We start from the raw sequence: 22,627 nt of genomic DNA on the forward strand, positions 1-22,627 counted from the left end.
GCATGGCACGCAACGAACTCCGTCCGGTCATCAAACTCCGGTCCACCGCCGGGACCGGCTTCACCTACGTCACCCGCAAGAACCGCCGCAACGACCCGGACCGGCTGACCCTGCGCAAGTACGACCCGGTCGCCGGCCGGCACGTCGACTTCCGAGAGGAGCGCTGACCCCGCCATGCGCAAGGGAATCCACCCCGAGTACCGCCCGGTCGTCTTCCGCGACCGCGCCGCGGACTACGCCTTCCTCACCCGCTCGACCATGACCAGCGAGCGCACGATCGAGTGGGAGGACGGCCAGACCTACCCGGTCGTCGACGTCGAGATCTCGAACGTCAGCCACCCCTTCTACACCGGCACCGCCCGCGTCCTGGACACGGCCGGCCGCGTGGAGCGCTTCGAGCGGCGGTACGGAAAGCGGGGCGGGGCATGAGCGGGCCGGACCACCCGCACCACCGCACGGACCACCCGCACCACCGCCCGGGCCACCAGGATCACCCGGGCCACCCCGGCCGCCCGGCCCTGCCGGTGGTGATCGTCGGCGGGCTGCACGCCGACGCCCGCAGGGCGGCCGTGGCCCGGCTGCTGGCCGACGTGCCCGGCAGTGTCGTCCTCCACCACGACCTGGCGACGGCCGCCGCGGGCACGGTCGTCCGGACCGTCCGGGACGCCACCGGCATCCTGTCCGCCGGTGAGGCGCCCCTGGTCAACGACTGCGCCTGCTGCGCCCTGCGCGAGGACCTCGTCCCCGAGCTGGAGCGGCTCGCGGACGCCGGAGGCACCCCGCTGGCGGTCGTCGAACTGTGGGACTCCGTCGAGCCCAAGGCCATGGCGGAGGTGGTGACGGCCGGCGGTTTCACCGTCACCGGCGTGATCACCGCCGTCGACCCGGCGCTGGTGCTGCCGTACCTCGGCAACGGCGACGACCTCGCCGAGGGCGGCCTCGCCGCCGCGGCCACCGACCAGCGCACCGTCGCCGACACCTTCGCGCGCCAGCTGGAGTACGCCCCCGTCCTCGCCCTCGCCGAGTCCCTCCCCGGCTCCCCGGAGGCCGACGACGAGGACCGCGAACTGCTGGCCCAACTGCATCCGACGGCCCGCCGGGTCCCGATCAGTCACGGCCGGGGCCACGGCGACGGCGGCGGCCACGGCCACGGGCACGGGCACGGGCACGGCCACGGCGACGGCCCGGCGGGCACCCCCGCCGCCCCCTCGGAGCTGGCGCGGGCCGCCCTCGCCGGCTTCGACGTGGAGGCCGCGGCGGCGGCCCAGCACCCGGCCTGCGCCCTGCTGCCCGCCGAGGCCGACGCGCACGGCGTCGCCACTCTCGTCTGGCACCGGCGCCGCCCCTTCCACCCGGAGCGGCTGTACGCGGCGCTGGAGGACCTGACCTGCGCCGCCGCCCGCAGCAGGGGCCGGTTCTGGCTCGCCGGCAAGGCGGACACGCTGCTGCACTGGGACGCCGCGGGCGGGGCCCTGTGCGTGGAGAGCGCGGGGCCATGGCTCGCGTCGCTGCCCGACGCCGCCTGGGCGCTGGTCCCGCCGGTGCGCCGCGCCGCCGCCGCGCTGGACTGGCACCCCGAGCACGGTGACCGCTGCCAGCACCTGGTCTTCACGTCTCCCGGACTCGACCGCGACGGCCTGGAACGGCTCCTGGAGTCCTGCCTGCTGACCGACGCCGAGTACGCCGCGGGGCAGGCCGCCTGGGAGCGGCTGCCGCCCGCCTTCGACACTCTCCTGGAGGTCTGACCCCATGCCACGCAAGAGCGACCGCAAGCCCGCCGGGAAGCGGCCCAACCCCCTGGACCAGGCCGGAGTGACGTACATCGACTACAAGGACACGGACCTGCTGCGGAAGTTCGTCTCCGACCGAGGCAAGATCCGCAGCCGTCGCGTCACCCGCGTGACGTCCCAGCAGCAGCGGCAACTGGCCAGGGCGATCAAGAACGCGCGCGAGATGGCACTGCTGCCGTACGGCACGCGCTGACCTGCGCGCTCGTACCTCGTCCCGCCGCGTCGCACCGGGGCCCGCTCAGAGGAGCGGGCCCCGGTGTCGTCGTATGTTGTTGAGTGTTCATGGAATCCGAGGGCATACGCGGGAACGACTTCCCGGGAGCGGGCGTCAGAGAGGGCAAGGGCTTTCGGCAGCAGCGGCCCTTGGGGACTGTAATCGCGAGAACACCGCGCGTGCACGTGCATTTGCTCATGCATCTGCACGGGGAACAGGGTTATGATCCGGATCAGTTGACCACTGCATCAATGGCCACATCAGCCAGTGCACCACCGGGGAGCGACCTGTGGACCACGACGTGTACAACGGCATGGCCGCCACGCAACTGCACGACGTGGCCTGGCAGAAGAGCCGGCACAGCAACTCGCAGGGGTCCTGCGTGGAGTTCGCGCGGTTGCCCGACGGCGGCGTGGCGGTGCGCAACTCCCGCTTCCCCGACGGTCCCGCGCTCGTCTACACGCGCGCCGAGATCGAGGCCATGCTGCTGGGTGTCAAGGACGGCGAGTTCGACCACCTGATCGCGATCTGACCCGCGTGGGCGCGCGCCGACACGCGTAGGCCGCGAGCCGACACGCGTAGAACCGCGGCGCGGGCGGGCGTCGCGGTTCGTCGTCACTCGTAGGCGGGCCGGTCCGTCATGTCGTCGGGCTTGTGGAGCCGGAACAGGGCCCAGACCACCTTGCCGTTGAGCGTCCCGGCGAGCGGGTGCCAGCCCCAGCTGTCGCTGAAGGAGTCGACGAGGAACAGGCCCCGGCCCGACTCCGCCGAGAAGTCGTCCGTCTCGCGGGCCACCGGACTGTCGTGGCTGGGGTCGCGCACCGCGCACACCAGGCGCTCGGTCCAGCGCATCAGGTGCAGCCGGACGGGGCCGTTCTGCTCCCCGTGCCGAGGCGTGTCGGCCGGCAGCGCGTGGCGCAGGGCGTTGGTGACGAGTTCGGAGACCACCAGGCAGACGTCGTCGAAACGGTCGCCCGTGTTCCAGCCGTCGAGCGTTCTGCGGGTGAATCTCCGGGCCTCGCGCACCGCTTCGTAACGCGGCGGCAGGGCGCAGGAGGCGGCGTTGGACACGGCCGCGGGGTCGAGTGGCGGAAGGCCCTGCCGTAACGGCTCGAGCATGGTCGATCCATTCGTCCCCATGCGAGGCACTCCCGGGAATTCGCGGTCGTAGCGATGCGGCGCGGTGGTGCGGGACCATGGTTTCGGATGCGTACCTCAGATGCAAGGGCAGATGCACGTGCACGTGACCGAAATAGACCTGCCCGTACCGCTTGTTGGTCAATTTTTCCGTCATCTTCACCCCCTCTTCATCTCGCGAGGCGGCCACTTCCTGTCCGCTCCGTGCATGATCCCGAGCGTTTCCTTTGGCTCGATTCCGTTTCCGTAACCGGACGAGTACTGCTCGGAGTGTTTTAGTGGCAGACTTCGGCCCCTGAAGACGGTTGGGGAGGCTGGCGAACGTGAGCGCGGGAGAGCCCGGATCGGTGGTGCGGCGCATGCTGCTCGGATCACAACTCAGGCGACTGCGTGAGACGCGGGGGATCACGCGAGAGGCGGCGGGCTACTCGATCCGCGCCTCGGAATCGAAGATCAGCCGGATGGAGCTGGGCCGGGTGAGCTTCAAGACCAGGGACGTCGAGGACCTGCTGACGCTGTACGGCATCACGGACGAGCAGGAGCGCTCCTCCCTGCTGTCCCTGGCCAAGGAGGCCAACGTCGCCGGGTGGTGGCACAGTTACTCCGACGTGCTGCCCAGCTGGTTCCCCACCTATGTGGGCCTGGAGGGCGCCGCCTCGCAGATCCGGGTCTACGAGGTCCAGTTCGTGCACGGCCTGCTGCAGACCGGGGAGTACGCCCGCGCGGTCGTCCGGCGCGGCATGAAGGGCGCCGGCGAGGCGGACGTCGAACGGCGGGTGGCGCTGCGCCTGGAGCGTCAGAAGCATCTCGTCGCCGAGAACGCCCCCGAGTTCCACATCGTCCTGGACGAGGCCGCGCTGCGCCGCCCGTACGGCGACCGAGAGGTGATGCGCGGGCAGCTCCAGCACCTCATCGAGATGTCCGAACGGCCCAATGTGCGGCTGCAGGTGATGCCGTTCGGCTTCGGCGGGCACTCCGGCGAGAGTGGCGCGTTCACGATCCTCAGCTTTCCCGAGTCCGACCTGTCGGACGTCGTCTACCTGGAGCAGCTGACGAGCGCGCTGTACCTCGACAAGCACGAGGACGTCACCCTGTACGAGGCGGCGCTGAAGGAACTCCAGCAGGACTGCCCGGGGCCGGACGAGAGCCGGGACCTTCTGCGCGGACTTCTCCAACTCTCCTGAAACATAAGTACGATGACGCTCAATCAGGCGGCTCGCTGGCGGCGGCTGCGGCAGCTAAGGGGATTGAGGGATACATGTCGTCGTACTTCACCGACCTCGCCCAGCAGTACATCGACGGCGAGTGGCGCCCGGGCACCGGTTCCTGGGACATCATCGACTTCAACCCGTACGACAACGAGAAGCTCGCCTCGGTCACGATAGCCACGGTCGACGAGGTGGACGCCGCGTACCGGGCGGCCGGGCGCGCGCAGAAGCAGTGGGCGGCGACGAACCCGTACGCGCGCCGCGCGGTGTTCGAGAAGGTGCTGCGCCTCGTGGAGGACCGCGAGGCGGAGATCAGCGAGGCGATCATCGCCGAGCTGGGCGGTACCCGCCTGAAGGCCGCCTTCGAGCTGCACCTCGCCAAGGAGTTCCTGCGCGAGGCGGTCCACCTGTCGCTGCGCCCGGAGGGCCGGATCATCCCCTCGCCGGTCGACGGCAAGGAGAACCGCGTCTACCGGGTGCCGGTCGGTGTCGTGGGCGTCATCAGCCCCTTCAACTTCCCCTTCCTGCTCTCCCTGAAGTCGGTCGCCCCGGCTCTCGCCCTCGGCAACGGCGTCGTCCTCAAGCCGCACCAGAACACGCCGATCGTCGGCGGCACCCTGATCGCGAAGCTCTTCGAGGACGCCGGCCTGCCCGGCGGCCTGCTGAACGTGGTCGTCACCGACATCGCGGAGATCGGCGACGCCTTCCTGGAGCACCCGGTCCCCAAGGTGATCTCCTTCACCGGTTCCGACAAGGTCGGCCGCCACGTGGCCACCGTCTGCGCCGCGAACTTCAAGCGCTCGGTCCTCGAACTCGGCGGCAACAGCGCCCTGGTGGTCCTCGACGACGCCGACGTCGACTACGCGGTCGACGCCGCGGTCTTCAGCCGCTTCGTCCACCAGGGCCAGGTCTGCATGGCCGCCAACCGGGTCCTGGTCGACCGCTCGGTGGCCGACGAGTTCACCGGGAAGTTCGTCGCCAAGGTCAAGTCCCTCAAGGCCGGCGACCCGCGCGACCCGTCGACCGTCATCGGCCCGGTGATCAACTCCTCGCAGGCGGACGCCCTCTCGGGCGTCGTCGAGCAGGCGCTGGCCGAGGGCGCCACCGCCCTGGTGCGCGGCACCACCACGGACAACCTCGTCGAGCCGTCCGTGCTGACCGGCCTGCCCGCCGACTCCGCGCTGCTCCAGCAGGAGGTCTTCGGCCCGGTCGCCTTCCTCGTCCCGTTCGACGGCGAGGAGGAGGCCGTACGCCTCGTCAACGACACCCCGTACGGCCTGAGCGGCGCCGTGCACACCGGGAACGTCGAGCGCGGCGTCAACTTCGCCAAGCAGATCGACACCGGCATGTTCCACGTGAACGACGGGACCGTGCACGACGAGCCGATCGTGCCCTTCGGCGGCGAGAAGCACTCCGGCATCGGCCGCCTGAACGGCGACACCATGCTGGACGCCTTCACCACCCAGAAGTGGATCTCGGTACAGCACGGCCGGAGCGGGTTCCCGTTCTGAGAGCGCCCATGAAGGGTGGGCAGACATGCATCTAGGTGTACAGTAGATGCATGTCTGCTACATATCCCATCGCCGAAGCGAGGGGCAAGCTCGGTGAGCTCGCCCGGCGAGCTGCCCAGCATGAGCACATCACGCTGACCGACCGTGGTGTTCCGGCCGCGGTACTCGTGTCGCCGGCCGAGTTGGAAGACCTCGAGGACGCACTGGCGCTCGCGCGCTTGGAGCGTGACCGCGCGCTCGGGCGCAACGAGACGCCCGTCCCACATGAGGAGGCGCGCCGCGCGCTGCTGGAGGCGGCCGGGCGGGGTGGCGAGTGACCTGGCAGGTCGTCTGGGAGCCGGCTGCCCTGGGCGCGGCCACTGGTCACCTCAAGAGTGATCCCGCAGGCGTCGACGACCTCTTGCACGCCACCGATCGGCTCGCCGGGGATCCGCGGCCGGAGGGCTCCCGTGCCTGGGGTGTCGACCACCGGCGGCTTCATCACGGCCGATGGCGCATCCTCTACCGTCTCGACGCGGAGGCCCGAACGCTGTACATCGAGCACGTCGGGCGCAGGGAGACCTGAGCGGGTGCGAGCCCTGGACGGCGCCTCGGCCCGGGACCTGGTGGCGAAGGAGCGGGGCACCGCCGGGGAATGACCGTGTCCGGCCTAACCTGGACCCCATGTCTGTGATCCGTCTCCTGGTGCTCGGCGCGGTCCGCCAGCACGGGCGGGCCCATGGTTACCAGGTGCGCAATGACCTGGAGTACTGGGGCGCGCACGAGTGGTCCAACGCCAAGCCCGGTTCGATCTACCACGCGCTGAAGCAGATGGCCAAGCAGGGCCTGCTGCACGCGCACGAGATCGCCCCGTCGACCGCCGGCGGGCCACCGCGCACCGAGTACGAGATCACCGAGAAGGGGACCGAGGAGTTCTTCGGCCTCCTGCGCGCGTCCCTGACCGCCTACGACCAGAAGCCGGACGTGCTCTCCGCCGGGCTGGGCCTGATGGTCGACCTCGAACGCGACGAGGTGCTGGCGCTGCTGGAGGAGCGGGTCCGGGCCATCCGGGAGTGGCGCAGGTCCGTCACCGATTACTACACGCCCGAGGAGGGCCCCGGGCAGCTCGGGCACATCGGCGAGATCATGAACCTCTGGGTGCACTCCGCCGACACCGGCGCCGAGTGGACCCGCGCGCTCATCGAGCGCGTCCGCGGCGGCGCGTACACGTTCGCCGGGGAGGGCGAGCCGTTCGTCGGCGTCCTCGGCGAGGGCGAGGAGAACCCGTTCGCGGCGGGGGAGCGGCATCCGGGAGATCTCGACTAATCAAGTTTGACTAAGTCGGGCGGCGGGCATAGGCTTTGAGCTAGTAGTCAACTTTGACTAATCGAGGAGTGTCAGTGACCGACGCGGCGATCACCGTCGAAGGGGCACGCAAGAAATACGGCAGCAAGGACGCGCTGGACGGACTCGACCTCACGGTCACGCGCGGCACGGTCCACGGCGTACTGGGCCCGAACGGCGCGGGCAAGACGACGCTCGTCCGGATCCTGTCCACCCTCCTGCGTCCCGACGCGGGCCGGGTCGAAGTGGCCGGGCGCGACGTCCTCACCCAGGCGTACGCCGTACGGCTGCGCATCGGCCTGCTCGGCCAGCACGCGGCGCTCGACGAGGAACTCGGCGGCCGGCAGAACCTGGAGATGTTCGGCCGCCTCCACCACCTGGGCGCCCGGCGGGCCCGCGCGCGTGCCGGCGAACTGCTCGCCCGCTTCGACCTCGCCGGCACCGGGCGCAAGCCGGTCGGCGCCTACAGCGGCGGCATGCGGCGCCGCCTGGACCTCGCCGCGTCCCTGATCACCGAACCGGAGGTGCTCTTCCTGGACGAGCCGACCACCGGCCTCGATCCGCGCGGTCGCGCCGAGGTGTGGGACTCGGTCCGCTCCCTGGTCGACGGCGGTACGACGGTCCTGCTCACCACGCAGTACCTGGAGGAGGCCGACCAGCTCGCCGACCGCATCTCGGTCGTCGACGCCGGCCGGGTCGTCGCCGACGGCACCGCGGACGAACTGAAGGCCGCCACCGGCGGCGACCGCGTCGACGTCGTCCTGCGTGACGCCGGGCAACTGGCCGCCGCGGCGGCCCTGCTGCCCCTCACCGGCGTCCGCGTCGACCCCGACCGCCGGCTGCTCAGCGCGCCGGTCACCGACCGCATGGCGGCGCTCTCCGGCGTCGTACGGGCGCTGGAGGTGGCCGGTCTGGAGGCGGAGGACGTGGCCCTGCGCCGCCCGACCCTGGACGAGGTGTTCCTGTACCTCACCGACCGCACCAAGGAGGCCGTGTGAGCACGAGCACCGTCACGGACACCGTCCCGAACCCCGCGGCGTACGCCCTGACCGACTCCTGGACCATGACCCGCCGTGAACTGGCCCGCTGGGCGCGGCAGCCGGTCGCGGTGGTCGTCAGTCTGGTCTTCCCGGTGATGCTGCTGCTGATGTTAGGCTACCTGGTCGGCGGCGGCCGGGGCGTGAGCGGCGCCTACCTCGACTACCTCGTCCCCGGCATGCTGGCCCTCACCATGGCCTTCGGCCTGGAGGGCACGATGGTCGCCGTCACCCGGGATCTCGAGAAGGGCGTCGTCGACCGCTTCCGTTCCCTGCCGATGGCCAACGGCGCGGTGCTGGTGGGCCGTTCGGCCGCCGACATGATCCAGTCGGCGCTCGGCCTCACGGTGCTGATCACCGTCGGGTACGCGCTCGGCTGGCGGGCGCAGGGCGGCCCCGGCGCGTTCCTCGGTGCGGTGGGCCTGCTGCTGCTCTTCCGGTTCGCGATGCTGTGGATCGGCATCCTCCTGGCGCTGGTGGCCGGGAGGCCGGAGCTGGTGCAGGCGGTGCAGATCCTGGTCTGGCCGGTCGGCTTCCTCTCCAACGCCTTCGCCACGCCGGAGGCCATGCCGGGCTGGCTCGGCACGGTCGTCCAGTGGAACCCGATGTCCCAGACCGCCACGGCCGTACGCGACCTGTTCGGCGGCCCCGGCGGCGAGCCCGGCCACGTCTGGGCGGCCGTCGCCTGGCCGCTGGCCCTGCTCGCGGTGTTCTTCCCGCTGGCGGTACGGAGGTTCGCGCGCCTCAGCCGTTAGCCGGTCCCCAGGGGGTGCCGTCCGGATCCTGCCGGGCCGCGGGGTCCGGCACGCGCTCCCCCACTGCCTGAAGGGCGTGGAGGCGCCCCCAGCGGCGTTGTCGTCGGTTGCCAGGGCTCCGCCCCGTGGCCCTCCTTGGCCTTGCAGCCGCACGCACCGGACCCCGCCCGGGTCGGTCACAAGGCACCGTTGCCCGGAGCCGGCCTGATCCGAACGGCACCCCCTAATGGTGGAAACCGGTCGCCGCGCCCTTGTCACCGGTCAGCGGGCGCGGCTGCCGGCGCAGCGAGGGCAGCAGCCGCTCCAGCTCCTCCGCCAGCAGGTCGGCCATGTCGGCCGAGAAGCCGTTGCGGCACACCACCCGCAGCACGGACAGGTCCTCGCGGTGCGGCGGGAAGCTGTACGCGGGCACCAGCCAGCCGCCCTCCCGCAGCCGCCGGGAGACGTCGAACACGTCGTACGCCGTCACGTCGTCGGCCGTCGTGAAGGCGAACACCGGCAGCTGGTCGCCGTGCGTGAGCAGCCGGAAGTCGCCGAGCGCCGCCACCCGCCCGGCGAGCCCCCGCGCGATGTCCCGCGAGGCCTGCTGCACCGCCCGGTAGCCCTCGCGGCCCAGCCGCAGGAAGGTGTAGTACTGCGCGACCACCTGCGCGCCGGGACGGGAGAAGTTCAGCGCGAAGGTCGGCATGTCGCCGCCCAGGTAGTTCACCCGGAAGACCAGCTCCTCGGGCAGCGCCTCCGCGTCCCGCCACAGCGCCCAGCCGACGCCGGGGTAGACGAGGCCGTACTTGTGCCCCGAGGTGTTGATCGAGGCGACCCTCGGCAGCCGGAAGTCCCACACCAGGTCCTCGTCGAGGAAGGGCGCGACCATGGCACCGGAGGCCCCGTCGACATGCACCGGGACGTCGAGGCCCGTCCGTTCCCGCAACGCGTCCAGGGCCGCGCACAGGTCGGCGACCGGCTCGTAGGACCCGTCGAAGGTGGAGCCGAGGATGCCGACGACCCCGATGGTGTTCTCGTCGCACAGCTCGGCGGCGGCCTGCGGATCGAGATGGAAACGGTCGCCCTCCATCGGCACCTGCCGGGCCTCGACCTCCCAGAAGTTGCAGAACTTCTCCCAGCAGACCTGCACGTTCACGCCCATGACGAGGTTGGGCCGCACGTCCTTCGCCGGATACCGGCCGGCGTTGCGCAGTGCCCACCGCCGCTTCAGGGCCATCCCCGCCAGCATGCACGCCTCGCTCGATCCGGTCGTCGAACAGCCCACCACCGCCGACGGGTCGGGCGCGTGCCACAGGTCGGCGAGCATCGCCACACAGCGCCGCTCCAGCTCGGCGGTGCGGGGGTACTCGTCCTTGTCGATCATGTTCTTGTCCCGGCACTCGCTCATCAGCACCCCGGCCTGCGGCTCCATCCAGGTGGTGACGAAGGTGGCCAGGTTCAGCCGCGCGTTGCCGTCCAGCATCAGCTCGTCGTGGACCAGCCGGTACGCCGTCTCCGGGGGCAGCGGGGAGTCGGCGAGCCGGTGGGTCGGCGGCGCCTCCGTCATGCCGCCGAGAGGGTTCGTCGCCCCGTGGAACGGGTTGACGGCGAGCCGGCGCCGGTCACGGTCGTCGACGTGGGACGCGTGGGGGCCCTGGTGCAGTGGCATGCAAACGACGGTAGGTCCGTGGCCCGCACCCCGCACTCGGGCTTGCACCTCACGTCACGTGAGGCGGCAGCGTGGAAGGCGTCAGAGGAAGGAGCGGAAGTGAGCTACTCCGTAGGACAGGTCGCCGGCTTCGCCGGAGTGACGGTGCGCACCCTGCACCACTACGACGACATCGGCCTGCTCGTACCCACCGAGCGCAGCCGCGCGGGCCACCGGCGCTACAACGACGGCGACCTCGACCGGCTGCAGCAGATCCTGTTCTACCGGGAGCTGGGCTTCCCGCTCGACGAGGTCGCCGCCCTGCTCGACGACCCGGCCGCGGACCCGCGCGCGCACCTGCGCCGCCAGCACGAGTTGCTGACCGCCCGGATCGGGAAGCTGGAGAAGATGGCGGCGGCCGTGGAGCAGGCCATGGAGGCACGCAGCATGGGCATCAACCTCACGCCCGAGGAGAAGTTCGAGGTCTTCGGCGACTTCGACCCCGACGAGTACCAGGAGGAGGTCCAGGAACGCTGGGGCGACACCGACGCCTACCGCCAGTCGCGCAAGAAGACCGCCTCGTACACCAAGGAGGACTGGCAGCGCATCCAGGACGAGGCCGACGAGCTCACCCGGCGCTTCGTCGCCCTGATGGACGCCGGTGCGCCCGCCGGCTCCGAGGCGGCCATGGACGCCGCCGAGGACCATCGGCAGGGAATCGCCCGCAACCACTACGACTGCGGGTACGAGATGCACACCTGCCTGGGCGAGATGTACGTATCGGACGAACGTTTCACGCGAAACATCGACGCCGCCAAGCCGGGCCTCGCCGCCTACATGCGCGACGCGATCCTCGCCAACGCCGGCCGGCACACCTCCTGAGCGGTGGCCGTGGCCCGGGTCTCACTCCCGGGCCACGACCACCGCCGTCCCGTACGCGCACACCTCGGTGCCCACGTCCGCGGCCGCCGTCACGTCGAAGCGGAACGCCAGCACCGCGTTGGCGCCACGCGCGCGTGCCTGCTCGACCAGGCGTTCCATCGCCTCGTTGCGGGTCTCGACCAGCGTCTTGGTGAGTCCGCGCAGCTCACCGCCGACCATCGACTTCAGCCCGGCGCCGATCTGGCTCCCCAGGTGCCGGGAGCGCACGGTCAGTCCGAAGACCTCCCCGAGCACCTCCTGCACGCGATGGCCCGGCAGGTCGTTCGTGGTCACGACGAGCACCTCGGGCCCAGGGCCCTGTCCGCCGCCGTATTCTTCAATACCCATGGTTCTCAGGTTTCCCCGGGGAACGTCACAGTGCACCCCCAGGACTCCCGTGGAACCTGGAACGCCACGGCTGCGTTATACGTTTGGGCAGCCAGGTCCCAGCCCGCCTCCCCCCAGCAGCAGGAGCCACAATCCCGTGACCACCCTTGCGCTCGGCCCCGAGTGGCTCAGCCCGGACTATCTGATCGAGACCTTCGCTCTGCCGGGCATCCTGCTCATCGTCTTCGCCGAGTCCGGACTCTTCGCGTTCCTGCCCGGCGACTCGCTGCTGTTCACCGCGGGCCTCTTCGTCGCCCAGGGCGAGTACATCAGCCAGCCGCTGTGGCTGGTGTGCACCCTGATCGTGCTGGCCGCCGTCATCGGCGACCAAGTGGGCTACATGATCGGCAAGTTCCTCGGTCCCAAGCTCTTCAACCGTCCCAACTCCAAGCTCTTCAAACAGGAGAACCTGGACAAGGCCCACGAGTTCATGGAGAAGTACGGGCCCAAGGCGATCGTCCTGGCCCGCTTCGTGCCCATCGTGCGCACCTTCGCCCCCATCGTGGCGGGCGCCGGCCGGATGAAGTACCGCACCTTCCTGACGTACAACATCATCGGCGGCGTGGCCTGGGGCTCCGGCGTCACCCTCGCGGGCTACTGGCTCGGCCAGATCGAGTTCATCCGGACCAACGTCGAGCCGATCCTGGTCCTGATCGTCGTGCTCTCCGTCGTCCCGATCGCCATCGAGTACCTCCGCGAACGCGGCAAGAAGAAGCGCGCCGCCGCCGAGCCGCAGCCGGCGCCGGTGCAGCAGCAGTACCAGCAGCCCCCGTACCCGGTCATGGACGACGCCACGACCCAGCTCCGCAGGGTGGACCCGTACCCGCCCCAGCAGCAGTACCAGCAGCCCCAGCAGCAGCCGTACGCCCAGCAGTACCCGCAGAACTACGGCCAGCAGCCGTACGGCGACCAGCAGGACGGGCAGTACCCCTACCACCAGGGCCGCTGAAGCCCACCCGGGGGAGCGGGGCTGTATCGACATGCGGCTCCGCCGCGTGGGCGCGACAAGCCACACAACGGACCCGCAGCCGCCTACGAAGCCGCAGTCCCGGGCCAGTAGGCGGCCGGCGCCCGAAGGGCACCGCACCCGGCGGCCACCCACCGATCACCCGCGTCGACAACGCTGCGGGTCAATACACCTAGAACCCTCGCGTCCGCTTCGCCGCCCGGCGCCCCGCGGCACTCGCGGCGCCGGGCACCTTCAGGAACAGCCGCGAGATCTCCCCACCGAGGTTCACCCCGATGGCGATGGCCATGGCGAGCGCCACGGCCGTCGACAGGGACACGAGCCCCTTGTCGACCTCGCTCTGCGCGATCGCCAGCAGCCCGAAGTACGTCGCCGAACCGGGCAGCAGCGGCCCGATGGCCGCGGTCGTGTACGGCAGCGCCGACGCGAACCGGTACCGGGACATCAGCTGCCCGAACAGGCCCACCAGCCCCGCCGCGGCGGCCGTGGACGCCACCGGCGAGATGTCGCCGGCGATGTGCATCGCGCCGTACACGCTCCAGGCGACGCCCCCGTTGAGGGTGACCGCCAGCACGGTGGATCGTTCCTGCTGGAGCAGGATCGCGAAGGCCAGCGACAGCAGCATCGACGCGCCGATCTGGACGAGGGGCTCGTCGCCCGTGCCCAGCTGGGCGTCCGGATTGAGCTCGGCGCCCAGCTGGACGCCGAAGTACAGCACGACCAGCACCCCGGCGACGATGCTCACGAAGAAGTACATGACCTCCAGCAGGCGCGCCGCGGCGGTGATGTAGAAGCCGGTCAGTCCGTCCTGCACTCCCGCGACCAGCGCCCGCCCCGGCAGCAGCGCGAACAGGCCACCGGTGATGACCGCCGACGCCTTCACGTCGACGTGGACCAGCGTCAGCGCGATCCCCATCGCGGCCGGCGGCATCGCGGCCACCGCGAACTGGTAGAACTCCGGCAGCCCGCGCCCGGCGCACAGCCAGGCCAGCCGGTCGCCGAGCATCGAGCCGAGCATGGCCGCGAAGAAGACGGTCAGCCCACCGCCGACGAGCACGGATGCCGCGCCCGCGAGCAGTCCGCTCGCCGTGGTCAGCACCCAGGTGGGGTACGGGTGCCGGTTGCGGCGCATCTCCGCGAGGCGCCGGTAGGCCTCCTCCAGGGAGATGTTCGTGTCCGGGTCGCTGAGGTCGTCCACCAGGTGGAAGACGGCCGCGAGCCGCGTGTAGTCGGTGCCCCGGCGGCGGACCGTCCGTGAGGCCGTCACCGGGTCCTCGACCAGGGACGGCTGGTGGGAGATCGACAGCAGGGTGAAGGTGACGTTCGGCTCGCAGCGGTCCAGGCCGTAGGACCGGCAGACGGCGAACATCGCCGCTTCCACGTCCTCGGCGCCCTCACCGCCCGCCAGCAGCAGCTCCCCGATACGCAGGGTCAGGTCGAGCACGCGGGGGACGGCGGGGCCGGTGTCGTCGTCGTGCCGCTGAGCCGTCTCGGGCGCGGGCCGCTCGGCCACCGGCATGCGCAGCATCGCGCGCATCCGGTCCTGCCAGGGCACGTCCGCGAGGTTCACCGCCGGGAAGCCGCTCGCCGGAGTGAAAGCGGCCGGCGCGGTCCAGGCGTGGTAGGTGCTGGGCGTGGTGAACGCCGACCCCTCGCCCTCCACGGGCACCGCCGGGAGCGAGTCCAGCCCCTCCGGCAGCGCGAACTCCGAGGTCGTCTCGGACTCCGTGCCGGCGTTCCGCGGGACGGCCAGCCCCTGCGGGATCTCGAACTCGGACGTCGTCGACGACTCGCCGTCGATGGACGCCGCGACTGAGCCGGGCGGCCGGAAGGCACTGCGGGCCTCGTCCGACTGCGGCTTGCGGTCCTCCGCCTCCGTCACCTGCGCAACGCTCCCTGATCCGTACACACCCTCCAGCCTGTAGCCCTCAGTATGCGCAGCCAAACGTGAACGGGCCGCACGCGTCACGCGTGCGGCCCGTTACGGGAGTGGCCTGATCAGTGATCAGTGGCCGCCCTGGTCCTTGAAACGCTTGTAGGACCGCTCGATCTCGGTCTCGGCCTCGGTGCGGCCCACCCAGTCGGCGCCCTCGACGGACTTGCCGGGCTCCAGGTCCTTGTAGACCTCGAAGAAGTGCTGGATCTCCAGGCGGTCGAACTCCGACACGTGGTGGATGTCACGCAGGTGCTCCACGCGCGGGTCGGTCGACGGCACGCACAGCAGCTTGTCGTCGCCGCCGGCCTCGTCCGTCATCCGGAACATGCCGATCGCGCGGCAGCGGATGAGGCAGCCCGGGAAGGTCGGCTCGTCCAGGATGACCAGCGCGTCCAGCGGGTCGCCGTCCTCGCCGAGGGTGTTCTCGACGAAGCCGTAGTCGGTCGGGTAGGCGGTCGAGGTGAAGAGGCGGCGGTCCAGGCGGATACGACCGGTCTCGTGGTCCACCTCGTACTTGTTCCGCGAACCCTTCGGGATCTCGATCGTGACGTCGAACTCCACCGGACGCTCCTCCATGATCAGCACATAGTTCTGGTGATTAAGTGTCCCTCACGCAGGTGGGTGATCGCGAAAGGGGCTGGTGATAGTGCCAGAGCTGAGGCCTTGGCGGGCCGCGAGAGCGCACGTGGTGCGCGCCGCGGGCGCCGTACGTCCGCGCCTGGCACGCGCCGCGCGGGCCGCCGAACCGCGGTTCGCGCGGGCCACGACGCCGCGGCTCGCCCGGGTCACGAGGCCGAAGACCTGGCACTACACCGCCGGTGCCGCCACCGCCGGGCTGGCTCTCGCCGCCGGTGTGGTGACCGCCGCCGGCCCCTGGGACTCCACGGGTCAGCGTACGGCCGAGCGGGACCGGGCCGTCGCCCTGGAGCGCACGGGTGGCGTAGATCACGGCCGCGGGGCCAGGGGGTCCGGTACGACGTCCGGGGCGCCCCGCCCCGCACCCAGCGCCGACTCCGTCCTGGCGGGCCTCGGCGACGGCTCCGGCGGAGTACCGGGCGGGGCCGAGGCGGCGCCGGCCGCCAAGGCCCTCGCGGACGTCCTCGGACCCCTCCTCGACGACCCGGCGCTCGGCACCCACCGCGGGGCGGCCGTCGTCGACCTCACCACCGGCAAGCGCCTGTACGGCCGCGGCGCCGACACGGCGCTCACCCCCGCCTCCACCACCAAGATCGCCACCGCCGTCGCCGCCCTCACCGCCCTCGGCCCCGACCACCGCCTCACCACCCGCACCGCCCTGGAGGCCGACACCGGCGAACTCGTCCTGGTCGGCGGCGGCGACCCCACCCTCACCGCGCGCAAGGACGCCCGGGGCCTCGCGAGCCTGCGCACCCTGGCCGAGAAGACCGCCGCCGCCCTGAAGAAACGGGACGTGCGCAAGGTGACGCTGTCGTACGACACGACGCTCTACGCCGGTACGGAGATGCACCCGATCGGGGTCAACGAGAACCTCGCCCGGGTCACCGCCCTGATGGCCGACGAGGCCCGCACGGACGACTCCACCAGCGGCCCCGCCCCGCGCGTGCCCGACCCGGCCGCCGACGCCGCCCGCGCCTTCGCCGGCTTCCTCAAGCGGCACGGCATCACCGCGTCGCGCCCCGGCCCCTCCAAGGCGACCGACCGCGCCGGCACCCTCGCCACCGTCTCCTCGCCCCCGCTGGCGTCCCTGGTCGAGCGGATGCTGACCAACAGCGACAACGACATCGCCGAGGCCCTGGCCCGCCACACGGCCCTGGCGACCGGCGAGGCCGCCGGCTTCGACGGGGTCTCCGCCGCCGTTCCGGCCCGCCTGAGGCAGCTGGGCCTGCCCGTGCGCGGCGCTCGCTTCCACGACGGCAGCGGCCTGGACCGCACCGACCGGATCACCGCCGACCTGCTCACCGCCCTGCTGGCCAAGGCCGCCGACCCGGACCGGCCCGAGCTCCGCCCCGTCCTCACCGGCCTCCCCGTCGCCGGCTTCACCGGCACGCTGACCAGCCGCTACCCGGACGGCGCGGCCGGCCTGGTCCGCGCCAAGACCGGCACCCTGACGGGCGTCAACACCCTCGCCGGCACCATGGTCACCGAAGAGGGCCGCCTCCTGGGCTTCGCCTTCCTGGCCTCGGAAACGACGGACGCGTGGTCGGCCCAGACGGCCCTGGACCACTTGGCGACGACCTTGGCGTCCGGGTCCGCCTAGCTGCGGCCTGGCTGCGGCCCGGCTGCGGGCGATCGCGCGCCGCCGCCGCGGGCAGCCGTGCCGCACCGCCGTGGGCAGTCGTGCCGCACCGCCGTGGGCAGTCGTGCCGCGCCGCCGTGGGCAGTCGTGCCGCACCGCCGTGGGCAGTCGTGCCGCAGGGCGCGACGGGTGGGCGCGGCCCACAACGCCGGGTGCGCTGCCGGCGGACCCCGGCCCTTGCCAACAACCCCACCGCCCCGCACAGCCTGCCTCCAGCGGCAGCGCTCACGTACCGTTGACGCATGACGAGCATCGGCGCATCTTCCGGCATGGTCGACTGGAACCTCGCGGTGGCGACCGCGACCCGGCTCGTACGGCCGGGCCCCGAGGTGAGCCGCGACGAGGCCAGGGCCGTCGTCGCGGAACTTCGCCGCCATGCCAAAGCCTCGGAGGAACACGTCCGGGGCTTCACTCGTATGGCCACCGAAGAGGCCCACGACACCCCTGTCCTGGTCGTCGACCGCCCCGGCTGGGTCCGGGCGAACGTCGCCGGGTTCCGGGAGATCCTCAAGCCCCTGCTGGAGAAGATGCAGGAGCGGCGCGGCGACGGCGCGGGCAACGCGGTCCTCGGTGCCGTCGGCGGCAAGGTCACCGGCGTGGAGCTGGGCATGCTGCTGTCGTTCCTGTCCTCGCGCGTCCTCGGCCAGTACGAGACCTTCGCCCCGGCCACCCGCGAGCTCCCCGCCGGGGCGAACGGCGGCGGCCGGCTGCTGCTCGTCGCGCCGAACATCGTGCACGTGGAGCGCGAACTCGACGTCGAGCCCCACGACTTCCGCCTGTGGGTCTGCCTGCACGAGGAGACGCACCGCACGCAGTTCACCGCGGTGCCCTGGCTGCGCGACCACCTGGAGGGCGAAATCCAGTCGTTCCTCGCGGAGACCGACGTCGACCCCATGACCGTCCTGGAGCGCGTCCGCGAGGCCGCCCAGACCCTCGCCGGGGGCCGTCCCGAGGCCGAGGAGGACGACGGCGGCCGGTCGCTGGTGGAGCTGGTGCAGACCCCTGCCCAGCGGGAGGTCCTCGGCCGGCTCACCGCCGTGATGTCCCTGCTGGAGGGCCACGCCGACTTCGTGATGGACGGCGTCGGCCCGGCGGTCGTGCCGAGCGTCGGGGAGATCCGCGAGAAGTTCCAGCAGCGCCGTGCCAAGGGCGCCTCCCGCCTGGACATGGCCCTGCGCAAGCTGCTCGGCCTGGACGCCAAGCTCCGCCAGTACCGGGACGGCGAACGCTTCGTACGAGCCGTCGTCGACGAGTGCGGCATGGACGGTTTCAACCGCGTCTGGACCTCGCCCAACACCCTCCCCACCAAGTCGGAGATCGCCAAACCGGCGGACTGGATCGCGCGGGTGCACCGCAAGCCGGAGTAGTGAGCCCCGCGGACGGGGCGTGAAACGAATCCGGCCGACGGCAGTCGAACGCCCCTCCAATCACCCGTCCGAGGGACCGTGAGCCCTCGGCAGGCGTGCGATGCTCGGGGAACGGCCCGTTTCTGTCACCATCTACACACTCTGAGTGACCGAATCTCGGTCTCACCCCCGACAACTTCATGAAGGGCACCGGACATGGGTCCCCATCCTGCGGTCGCGGCGATACGCCTGGCGGTCCGCCGCGTCCTCCACGACATCCTCACCGAACTGAAAACCACGGCCGGCGTTCCCGCCGCGACGGCCGCCGACCGCGTGCCGGACCGCGAGGCCGGACTCCCGGCGCCGCCGCTCGTGCTCGTGGCCTGCTCCGGCGGCGCCGACTCCATGGCCCTCGCCTCCGCCCTCGCCTTCGAGGCCCCCCGCCTCGGCGTCCGCGCCGGCGGCGTCACCGTCGACCACGGCCTGCAGAACGGCTCGGACCTGCGCGCCGAAGAGGTCGTTCTGCGCCTGCGCGAACTCGGCCTGGACCCCGTCGAGGCCACCGCGGTGACCGTCGGCCGCGAGGGCGGGCCCGAAGCCGCCGCCCGCGACGCCCGCTACGCCGCCCTGGACGCCGCCGCCGCCCGCCACGGCGCAGCCGCCGTCCTGCTCGGCCACACCCGCGACGACCAGGCCGAGACCGTCCTGCTGGGCCTCGCCCGCGGCTCCGGCATCCGCTCTCTGTCGGGCATGGCCGCGGTCTCGGGGGCCGGCGGCCGTTACCGGCGCCCCTTCCTCCAGGTCGACCGGCAGACCGCCCGCAAGGCCTGCATGGTCCAGTCCCTGCCCGTCTGGGACGACCCGCACAACGCCGACCCGGCGTACACCCGCTCCCGGCTGCGCCACGAGGGCCTGCCGGCCCTGGAGAAGGCGCTCGGCAAGGGCGTCGTCGAGGCCCTCGCCCGTACGGCGCAACTCTCACGGGACGACGCCGACGCCCTCGACACCTGGGCCCGCCAGGCCGAGGCCGGCGTCCGCGACGCGCGGGGCATGCTGGAGTGCGCCAAGCTCTACGCCCTCCCGCCCGCCGTACGCCGCCGGATCCTGCGCCGCGCCGCCATCGAGGCCGGTGCCCCCGCGGGCGCGCTGTTCGCCCGCCACATCGAGGAAATCGACCGGCTGATCACCGGCTGGCGCGGTCAGGGGGCCATCAACCTCCCCGGCAAAGTCGTCGCCCAGCGGCAGGGTGGCAGACTGGTGATTCGGCAAGGCTGAATCCGGACCCTCCCACCGATCCGCGTACGGATCGCCGGGGCGCTCCGGAGTGGCCGGTGGGACGACCGAAAGTGATGCGGTGGACGCGAACGACATGGGTGCCGACCTCGAGAAGGTACTCATCACCAAGGAAGAGATCGACGCGAAGCTGGCCGAGCTGGCCGCGAAGATCGACGCGGAGTACGCGGGCAAGGACCTGCTCATCATCGGTGTCCTCAAGGGCGCCGTGATGGTCATGGCGGACCTCGCCCGGTCGCTGTCCACCCCTGTCACGATGGACTGGATGGCGGTGTCCTCGTACGGCGCGGGCACCCAGTCCTCCGGCGTGGTGCGGATCCTCAAGGACCTCGACACCGACATCAAGGGCAGGCACGTCCTGATCGTCGAGGACATCATCGACTCCGGCCTGACACTGTCCTGGCTGATCTCCAACCTCGGCTCGCGCGAGCCCGCCTCCCTCAAGGTGTGCACGCTGCTGCGCAAGCCGGACGCCGCGAAGGTCGCCATCGACGTGGAGTGGGTCGGTTTCGACATCCCCAACGAGTTCGTCGTCGGCTACGGCCTCGACTACGCCGAGAAGTACCGCAACCTCCCGTTCGTCGGTACGCTCGCGCCCCACGTCTACGGCGGCTGACACGGCCTTGTAGCGGACTTCACGGCGTTTCGGGGGGTCACCGGGAACCCCGGAGGCCTCCGCGCCGTTGGAGCATGCAGACGGGAAGCCGGCGGTCCCGTGCGGCTGAGGGCCGCCGGGCTGGGGTACCGTCAGAAGAACTGTCTTATCAAACTCACTATGGCAGGAGGGACGGGGCGCCACCGCTCCGTGTGGATGGACGTGAAGCGATACTTCCGTGGGCCAATCATGTGGATCGTGCTGGCCGTCCTTGCCGTGGTCGTGTTGATGCAGGTCGTCGGCTCGTCCGGCGGCTACAAGACGGTGGACACTGGCCAGGTCGTCCAGGCGATCAACGACAACAGGGTCGAGTCGGCCAAGCTGACCACCGGCGACGAGCAGAACATCAAGGTTCAGCTCAAGGACGGCGAAAAGGTCGAGGGCAGCTCGAAGATCCAGGCGAGCTACATCGGCGACCAGGGCGTGACCCTCGCCAGCACGCTGCAGAACAAGTACCAGGACAAGCAGATCCCCGACGGCTACACGGTGTCGCCGTCGAAGCAGAACCCGTTCGTCGGGCTCCTGATCACCCTGCTTCCGTTCGTCCTCATCGTGGTCATCTTCCTGTTCCTGATGAACCAGATGCAGGGCGGCGGCTCCCGCGTCATGAACTTCGGCAAGTCCAAGGCGAAGCTCATCACCAAGGACACCCCGAAGACGACGTTCTCGGACGTCGCCGGCTCGGACGAGGCCGTCGAGGAACTCCACGAGATCAAGGAGTTCCTCCAGGAGCCGGCCAAGTTCCAGGCCGTCGGCGCCAAGATCCCCAAGGGCGTGCTGCTGTACGGCCCGCCCGGCACCGGCAAGACCCTGCTCGCGCGTGCCGTCGCGGGCGAGGCGGGCGTGCCGTTCTACTCGATCTCCGGTTCCGACTTCGTCGAGATGTTCGTCGGTGTCGGTGCCTCCCGGGTCCGTGACCTGTTCGAGCAGGCCAAGGCGAACGCACCCGCCATCGTCTTCGTCGACGAGATCGACGCGGTCGGCCGCCACCGCGGCGCCGGCCTCGGCGGCGGTCACGACGAGCGTGAGCAGACCCTGAACCAGCTGCTCGTCGAGATGGACGGCTTCGACGTCAAGGGCGGCGTGATCCTCATCGCCGCGACGAACCGTCCGGACATCCTCGACCCGGCGCTGCTGCGCCCCGGCCGCTTCGACCGGCAGATCGCCGTCGACCGTCCGGACATGCAGGGCCGTCTGGAGATCCTCAAGGTTCACCAGCAGGGCAAGCCGGTCGCCCCCGACGTCGACCTGTCGGCCGTCGCCCGCCGTACACCCGGCATGACCGGCGCCGATCTGGCCAACGTGCTGAACGAGGCCGCCCTGCTGACGGCCCGCAGCGACCAGAAGCTGATCGACAACCACATGCTGGACGAGGCGATCGACCGTGTGGTCGCGGGCCCGCAGAAGCGGACCCGGATCATGTCGGACAAGGAGAAGAAGATCACCGCGTACCACGAGGGCGGACACGCCCTGGTCGCGGCGGCCTCACCGAACTCCGATCCGGTCCACAAGATCACCATCCTGTCGAGAGGCCGGGCCCTCGGTTACACGATGGTGCTCCCGGACGAGGACAAGTACTCGACCACGCGCAACGAGATGCTCGACCAGCTCGCCTACATGCTGGGCGGCCGCGCGGCCGAGGAACTGGTCTTCCACGACCCGACGACGGGTGCCGCCAACGACATCGAGAAGGCCACCAGCGTGGCCCGCGCGATGGTCACTCAGTACGGCATGACCGAGCGCCTGGGCGCGATCAAGTTCGGCGGCGACAACAGCGAGCCGTTCCTGGGTCGTGAGATGGGTCACCAGCGCGACTACTCGGAAGAGGTCGCCGCGCTGGTCGACGAAGAGGTCAAGAAGCTCATCGAGACGGCGCACAACGAGGCCTGGGAGATCCTGGTCGAGAACCGCGACGTCCTCGACAACCTCGTCCTCGCCCTGCTGGAGAAGGAGACGCTCGGCAAGGAGGAGATCGCCGAGGTCTTCGCCCAGATCGTCAAGCGCCCGGCCCGGCCCGCCTGGACCGGCTCCTCCCGCCGCACGCCCTCGACCCGTCCGCCGGTGCTCTCTCCGAAGGAGCTCGCCCTGACGAACGGAGCGAACGGCTCGCCGGCGGCGATCTCCACCGCCAAGAGCACCACGCCGGAGCCGGCCCCGGCTCCGGAACGAGCCCCGGAGGAACGCCCGGAGAGCTGACCCAGCCACTCCCGGCAGCCCCACCAGGCCCGGAATGTATGCCGAC

Annotated in this window: 24 protein-coding genes; 19 read left to right on the forward strand and 5 right to left on the reverse strand. The window is 71.1% G+C overall.

Annotated features, from left to right (window positions below; genetic code table 11):
- The first annotated feature begins 2 nt into the window (after positions 1-2).
- From rpmG to ACIQ1J_RS06625, 5 genes are all read left to right on the forward strand, one after another.
- The gene (gene rpmG / locus ACIQ1J_RS06605) at positions 3-167 is read left to right on the forward strand and encodes a 50S ribosomal protein L33 (protein ID WP_044382365.1); all 165 of its coding nucleotides are present in this window, start codon (positions 3-5) and stop codon (positions 165-167) included.
- A gap of 7 nt (positions 168-174) precedes the next feature.
- Entirely contained in the window at positions 175-429 is a 255-nt protein-coding gene (locus ACIQ1J_RS06610; RefSeq protein ID WP_210962615.1) for a type B 50S ribosomal protein L31, read from the forward strand.
- A 98-nt stretch (positions 430-527) separates the two neighbouring features.
- Complete coding sequence (locus ACIQ1J_RS06615) at positions 528-1,745, forward strand: CobW family GTP-binding protein (protein WP_403554827.1); 1,218 nt, start codon at positions 528-530, stop codon at positions 1,743-1,745.
- A gap of 4 nt (positions 1,746-1,749) precedes the next feature.
- Positions 1,750-1,983, forward strand: coding sequence for a 30S ribosomal protein S18 (rpsR, locus tag ACIQ1J_RS06620; protein ID WP_210962616.1), 234 nt, complete (start codon positions 1,750-1,752; stop codon positions 1,981-1,983).
- Positions 1,984-2,293: 310 nt separating this feature from the next.
- Positions 2,294-2,536, forward strand: coding sequence for a DUF397 domain-containing protein (locus ACIQ1J_RS06625; RefSeq protein ID WP_403554646.1), 243 nt, complete (start codon positions 2,294-2,296; stop codon positions 2,534-2,536).
- An 83-nt stretch (positions 2,537-2,619) separates the two neighbouring features.
- Here ACIQ1J_RS06625 and ACIQ1J_RS06630 read toward each other — a convergent pair whose 3' ends face one another.
- Positions 2,620-3,144: an ATP-binding protein gene (locus ACIQ1J_RS06630; protein WP_210962617.1), complete on the reverse strand. Its 525-nt coding sequence runs from the start codon at positions 3,142-3,144 to the stop codon at positions 2,620-2,622.
- 356 nt (positions 3,145-3,500) lie between these two features.
- Here ACIQ1J_RS06630 and ACIQ1J_RS06635 point away from each other — a divergent pair, with 356 nt between their 5' ends.
- The 7 genes from ACIQ1J_RS06635 to ACIQ1J_RS06665 all read left to right on the forward strand — a co-directional run bounded on the left by ACIQ1J_RS06635 (position 3,501) and on the right by ACIQ1J_RS06665 (position 8,975).
- Complete coding sequence (locus ACIQ1J_RS06635) at positions 3,501-4,325, forward strand: helix-turn-helix transcriptional regulator (protein ID WP_210962662.1); 825 nt, start codon at positions 3,501-3,503, stop codon at positions 4,323-4,325.
- Between the two features lie 74 nt (positions 4,326-4,399).
- Complete coding sequence (locus tag ACIQ1J_RS06640) at positions 4,400-5,860, forward strand: aldehyde dehydrogenase family protein (protein ID WP_403554648.1); 1,461 nt, start codon at positions 4,400-4,402, stop codon at positions 5,858-5,860.
- A 50-nt stretch (positions 5,861-5,910) separates the two neighbouring features.
- The gene (locus tag ACIQ1J_RS06645) at positions 5,911-6,177 is read left to right on the forward strand and encodes a type II toxin-antitoxin system prevent-host-death family antitoxin (protein WP_403554650.1); all 267 of its coding nucleotides are present in this window, start codon (positions 5,911-5,913) and stop codon (positions 6,175-6,177) included.
- A complete protein-coding gene (locus ACIQ1J_RS06650) occupies positions 6,174-6,425 on the forward strand; it encodes a type II toxin-antitoxin system RelE/ParE family toxin (RefSeq protein ID WP_403554652.1) in 252 nt (83 codons plus the stop codon). Before ACIQ1J_RS06645 ends, ACIQ1J_RS06650 begins: the two co-directional genes overlap by 4 nt.
- Positions 6,426-6,523: 98 nt before the next feature.
- Positions 6,524-7,165, forward strand: a complete 642-nt coding sequence (locus tag ACIQ1J_RS06655; RefSeq protein ID WP_403554654.1) for a PadR family transcriptional regulator — start codon at positions 6,524-6,526, stop codon at positions 7,163-7,165.
- 74 nt (positions 7,166-7,239) lie between these two features.
- Positions 7,240-8,181 carry an ATP-binding cassette domain-containing protein gene (locus ACIQ1J_RS06660; RefSeq protein ID WP_403554656.1) on the forward strand — a complete coding sequence of 314 codons (942 nt, stop codon included), beginning with the start codon at positions 7,240-7,242 and terminating at the stop codon, positions 8,179-8,181.
- Positions 8,182-8,246: 65 nt separating this feature from the next.
- Positions 8,247-8,975: an ABC transporter permease gene (locus tag ACIQ1J_RS06665; protein WP_403554829.1), complete on the forward strand. Its 729-nt coding sequence runs from the start codon at positions 8,247-8,249 to the stop codon at positions 8,973-8,975.
- A 223-nt stretch (positions 8,976-9,198) separates the two neighbouring features.
- On the opposite strand, the gene ACIQ1J_RS06670 is transcribed toward ACIQ1J_RS06665, so the two are convergent.
- Positions 9,199-10,626 carry a glutamate decarboxylase gene (locus ACIQ1J_RS06670; protein WP_403554658.1) on the reverse strand — a complete coding sequence of 476 codons (1,428 nt, stop codon included), beginning with the start codon at positions 10,624-10,626 and terminating at the stop codon, positions 9,199-9,201.
- Positions 10,627-10,725: 99 nt separating this feature from the next.
- Here ACIQ1J_RS06670 and ACIQ1J_RS06675 point away from each other — a divergent pair, with 99 nt between their 5' ends.
- Positions 10,726-11,487: a MerR family transcriptional regulator gene (locus ACIQ1J_RS06675; protein ID WP_403554660.1), complete on the forward strand. Its 762-nt coding sequence runs from the start codon at positions 10,726-10,728 to the stop codon at positions 11,485-11,487.
- Between the two features lie 21 nt (positions 11,488-11,508).
- On the opposite strand, the gene ACIQ1J_RS06680 is transcribed toward ACIQ1J_RS06675, so the two are convergent.
- Entirely contained in the window at positions 11,509-11,874 is a 366-nt protein-coding gene (locus ACIQ1J_RS06680) for a YbjQ family protein (RefSeq protein ID WP_073726677.1), read from the reverse strand.
- A gap of 136 nt (positions 11,875-12,010) precedes the next feature.
- Between ACIQ1J_RS06680 and ACIQ1J_RS06685 the strand changes: the two genes are divergently transcribed.
- A complete protein-coding gene (locus ACIQ1J_RS06685; protein WP_403554662.1) occupies positions 12,011-12,862 on the forward strand; it encodes a DedA family protein in 852 nt (283 codons plus the stop codon).
- A 190-nt stretch (positions 12,863-13,052) separates the two neighbouring features.
- On the opposite strand, the gene ACIQ1J_RS06690 is transcribed toward ACIQ1J_RS06685, so the two are convergent.
- Together ACIQ1J_RS06690 and ACIQ1J_RS06695 are read right to left on the reverse strand one after the other, a co-directional pair.
- Positions 13,053-14,762 carry a threonine/serine exporter family protein gene (locus tag ACIQ1J_RS06690; protein ID WP_403554664.1) on the reverse strand — a complete coding sequence of 570 codons (1,710 nt, stop codon included), beginning with the start codon at positions 14,760-14,762 and terminating at the stop codon, positions 13,053-13,055.
- A 123-nt stretch (positions 14,763-14,885) separates the two neighbouring features.
- On the reverse strand, positions 14,886-15,377 hold the full coding sequence (locus ACIQ1J_RS06695; protein WP_403554666.1) for an inorganic diphosphatase: 492 nt from the start codon (positions 15,375-15,377) through the stop codon (positions 14,886-14,888).
- 79 nt (positions 15,378-15,456) lie between these two features.
- Between ACIQ1J_RS06695 and dacB the strand changes: the two genes are divergently transcribed.
- The 5 genes from dacB to ftsH all read left to right on the forward strand — a co-directional run bounded on the left by dacB (position 15,457) and on the right by ftsH (position 22,581).
- A complete protein-coding gene (dacB, locus tag ACIQ1J_RS06700) occupies positions 15,457-17,052 on the forward strand; it encodes a D-alanyl-D-alanine carboxypeptidase/D-alanyl-D-alanine-endopeptidase (protein ID WP_403554668.1) in 1,596 nt (531 codons plus the stop codon).
- A 281-nt stretch (positions 17,053-17,333) separates the two neighbouring features.
- On the forward strand, positions 17,334-18,458 hold the full coding sequence (locus ACIQ1J_RS06705) for a zinc-dependent metalloprotease (RefSeq protein ID WP_210962626.1): 1,125 nt from the start codon (positions 17,334-17,336) through the stop codon (positions 18,456-18,458).
- Positions 18,459-18,653: 195 nt separating this feature from the next.
- Positions 18,654-19,712: a tRNA lysidine(34) synthetase TilS gene (gene tilS / locus ACIQ1J_RS06710; protein ID WP_403554671.1), complete on the forward strand. Its 1,059-nt coding sequence runs from the start codon at positions 18,654-18,656 to the stop codon at positions 19,710-19,712.
- 94 nt (positions 19,713-19,806) lie between these two features.
- On the forward strand, positions 19,807-20,346 hold the full coding sequence (hpt, locus tag ACIQ1J_RS06715; RefSeq protein ID WP_247696969.1) for a hypoxanthine phosphoribosyltransferase: 540 nt from the start codon (positions 19,807-19,809) through the stop codon (positions 20,344-20,346).
- A 195-nt stretch (positions 20,347-20,541) separates the two neighbouring features.
- Entirely contained in the window at positions 20,542-22,581 is a 2,040-nt protein-coding gene (gene ftsH, locus ACIQ1J_RS06720; RefSeq protein ID WP_403554831.1) for an ATP-dependent zinc metalloprotease FtsH, read from the forward strand.
- The last annotated feature ends 46 nt before the right edge of the window (positions 22,582-22,627 follow it).

Source organism: Streptomyces sp. NPDC097107 (assembly GCF_044762405.1).
Classification (GTDB): domain Bacteria; phylum Actinomycetota; class Actinomycetes; order Streptomycetales; family Streptomycetaceae; genus Streptomyces; species Streptomyces thinghirensis.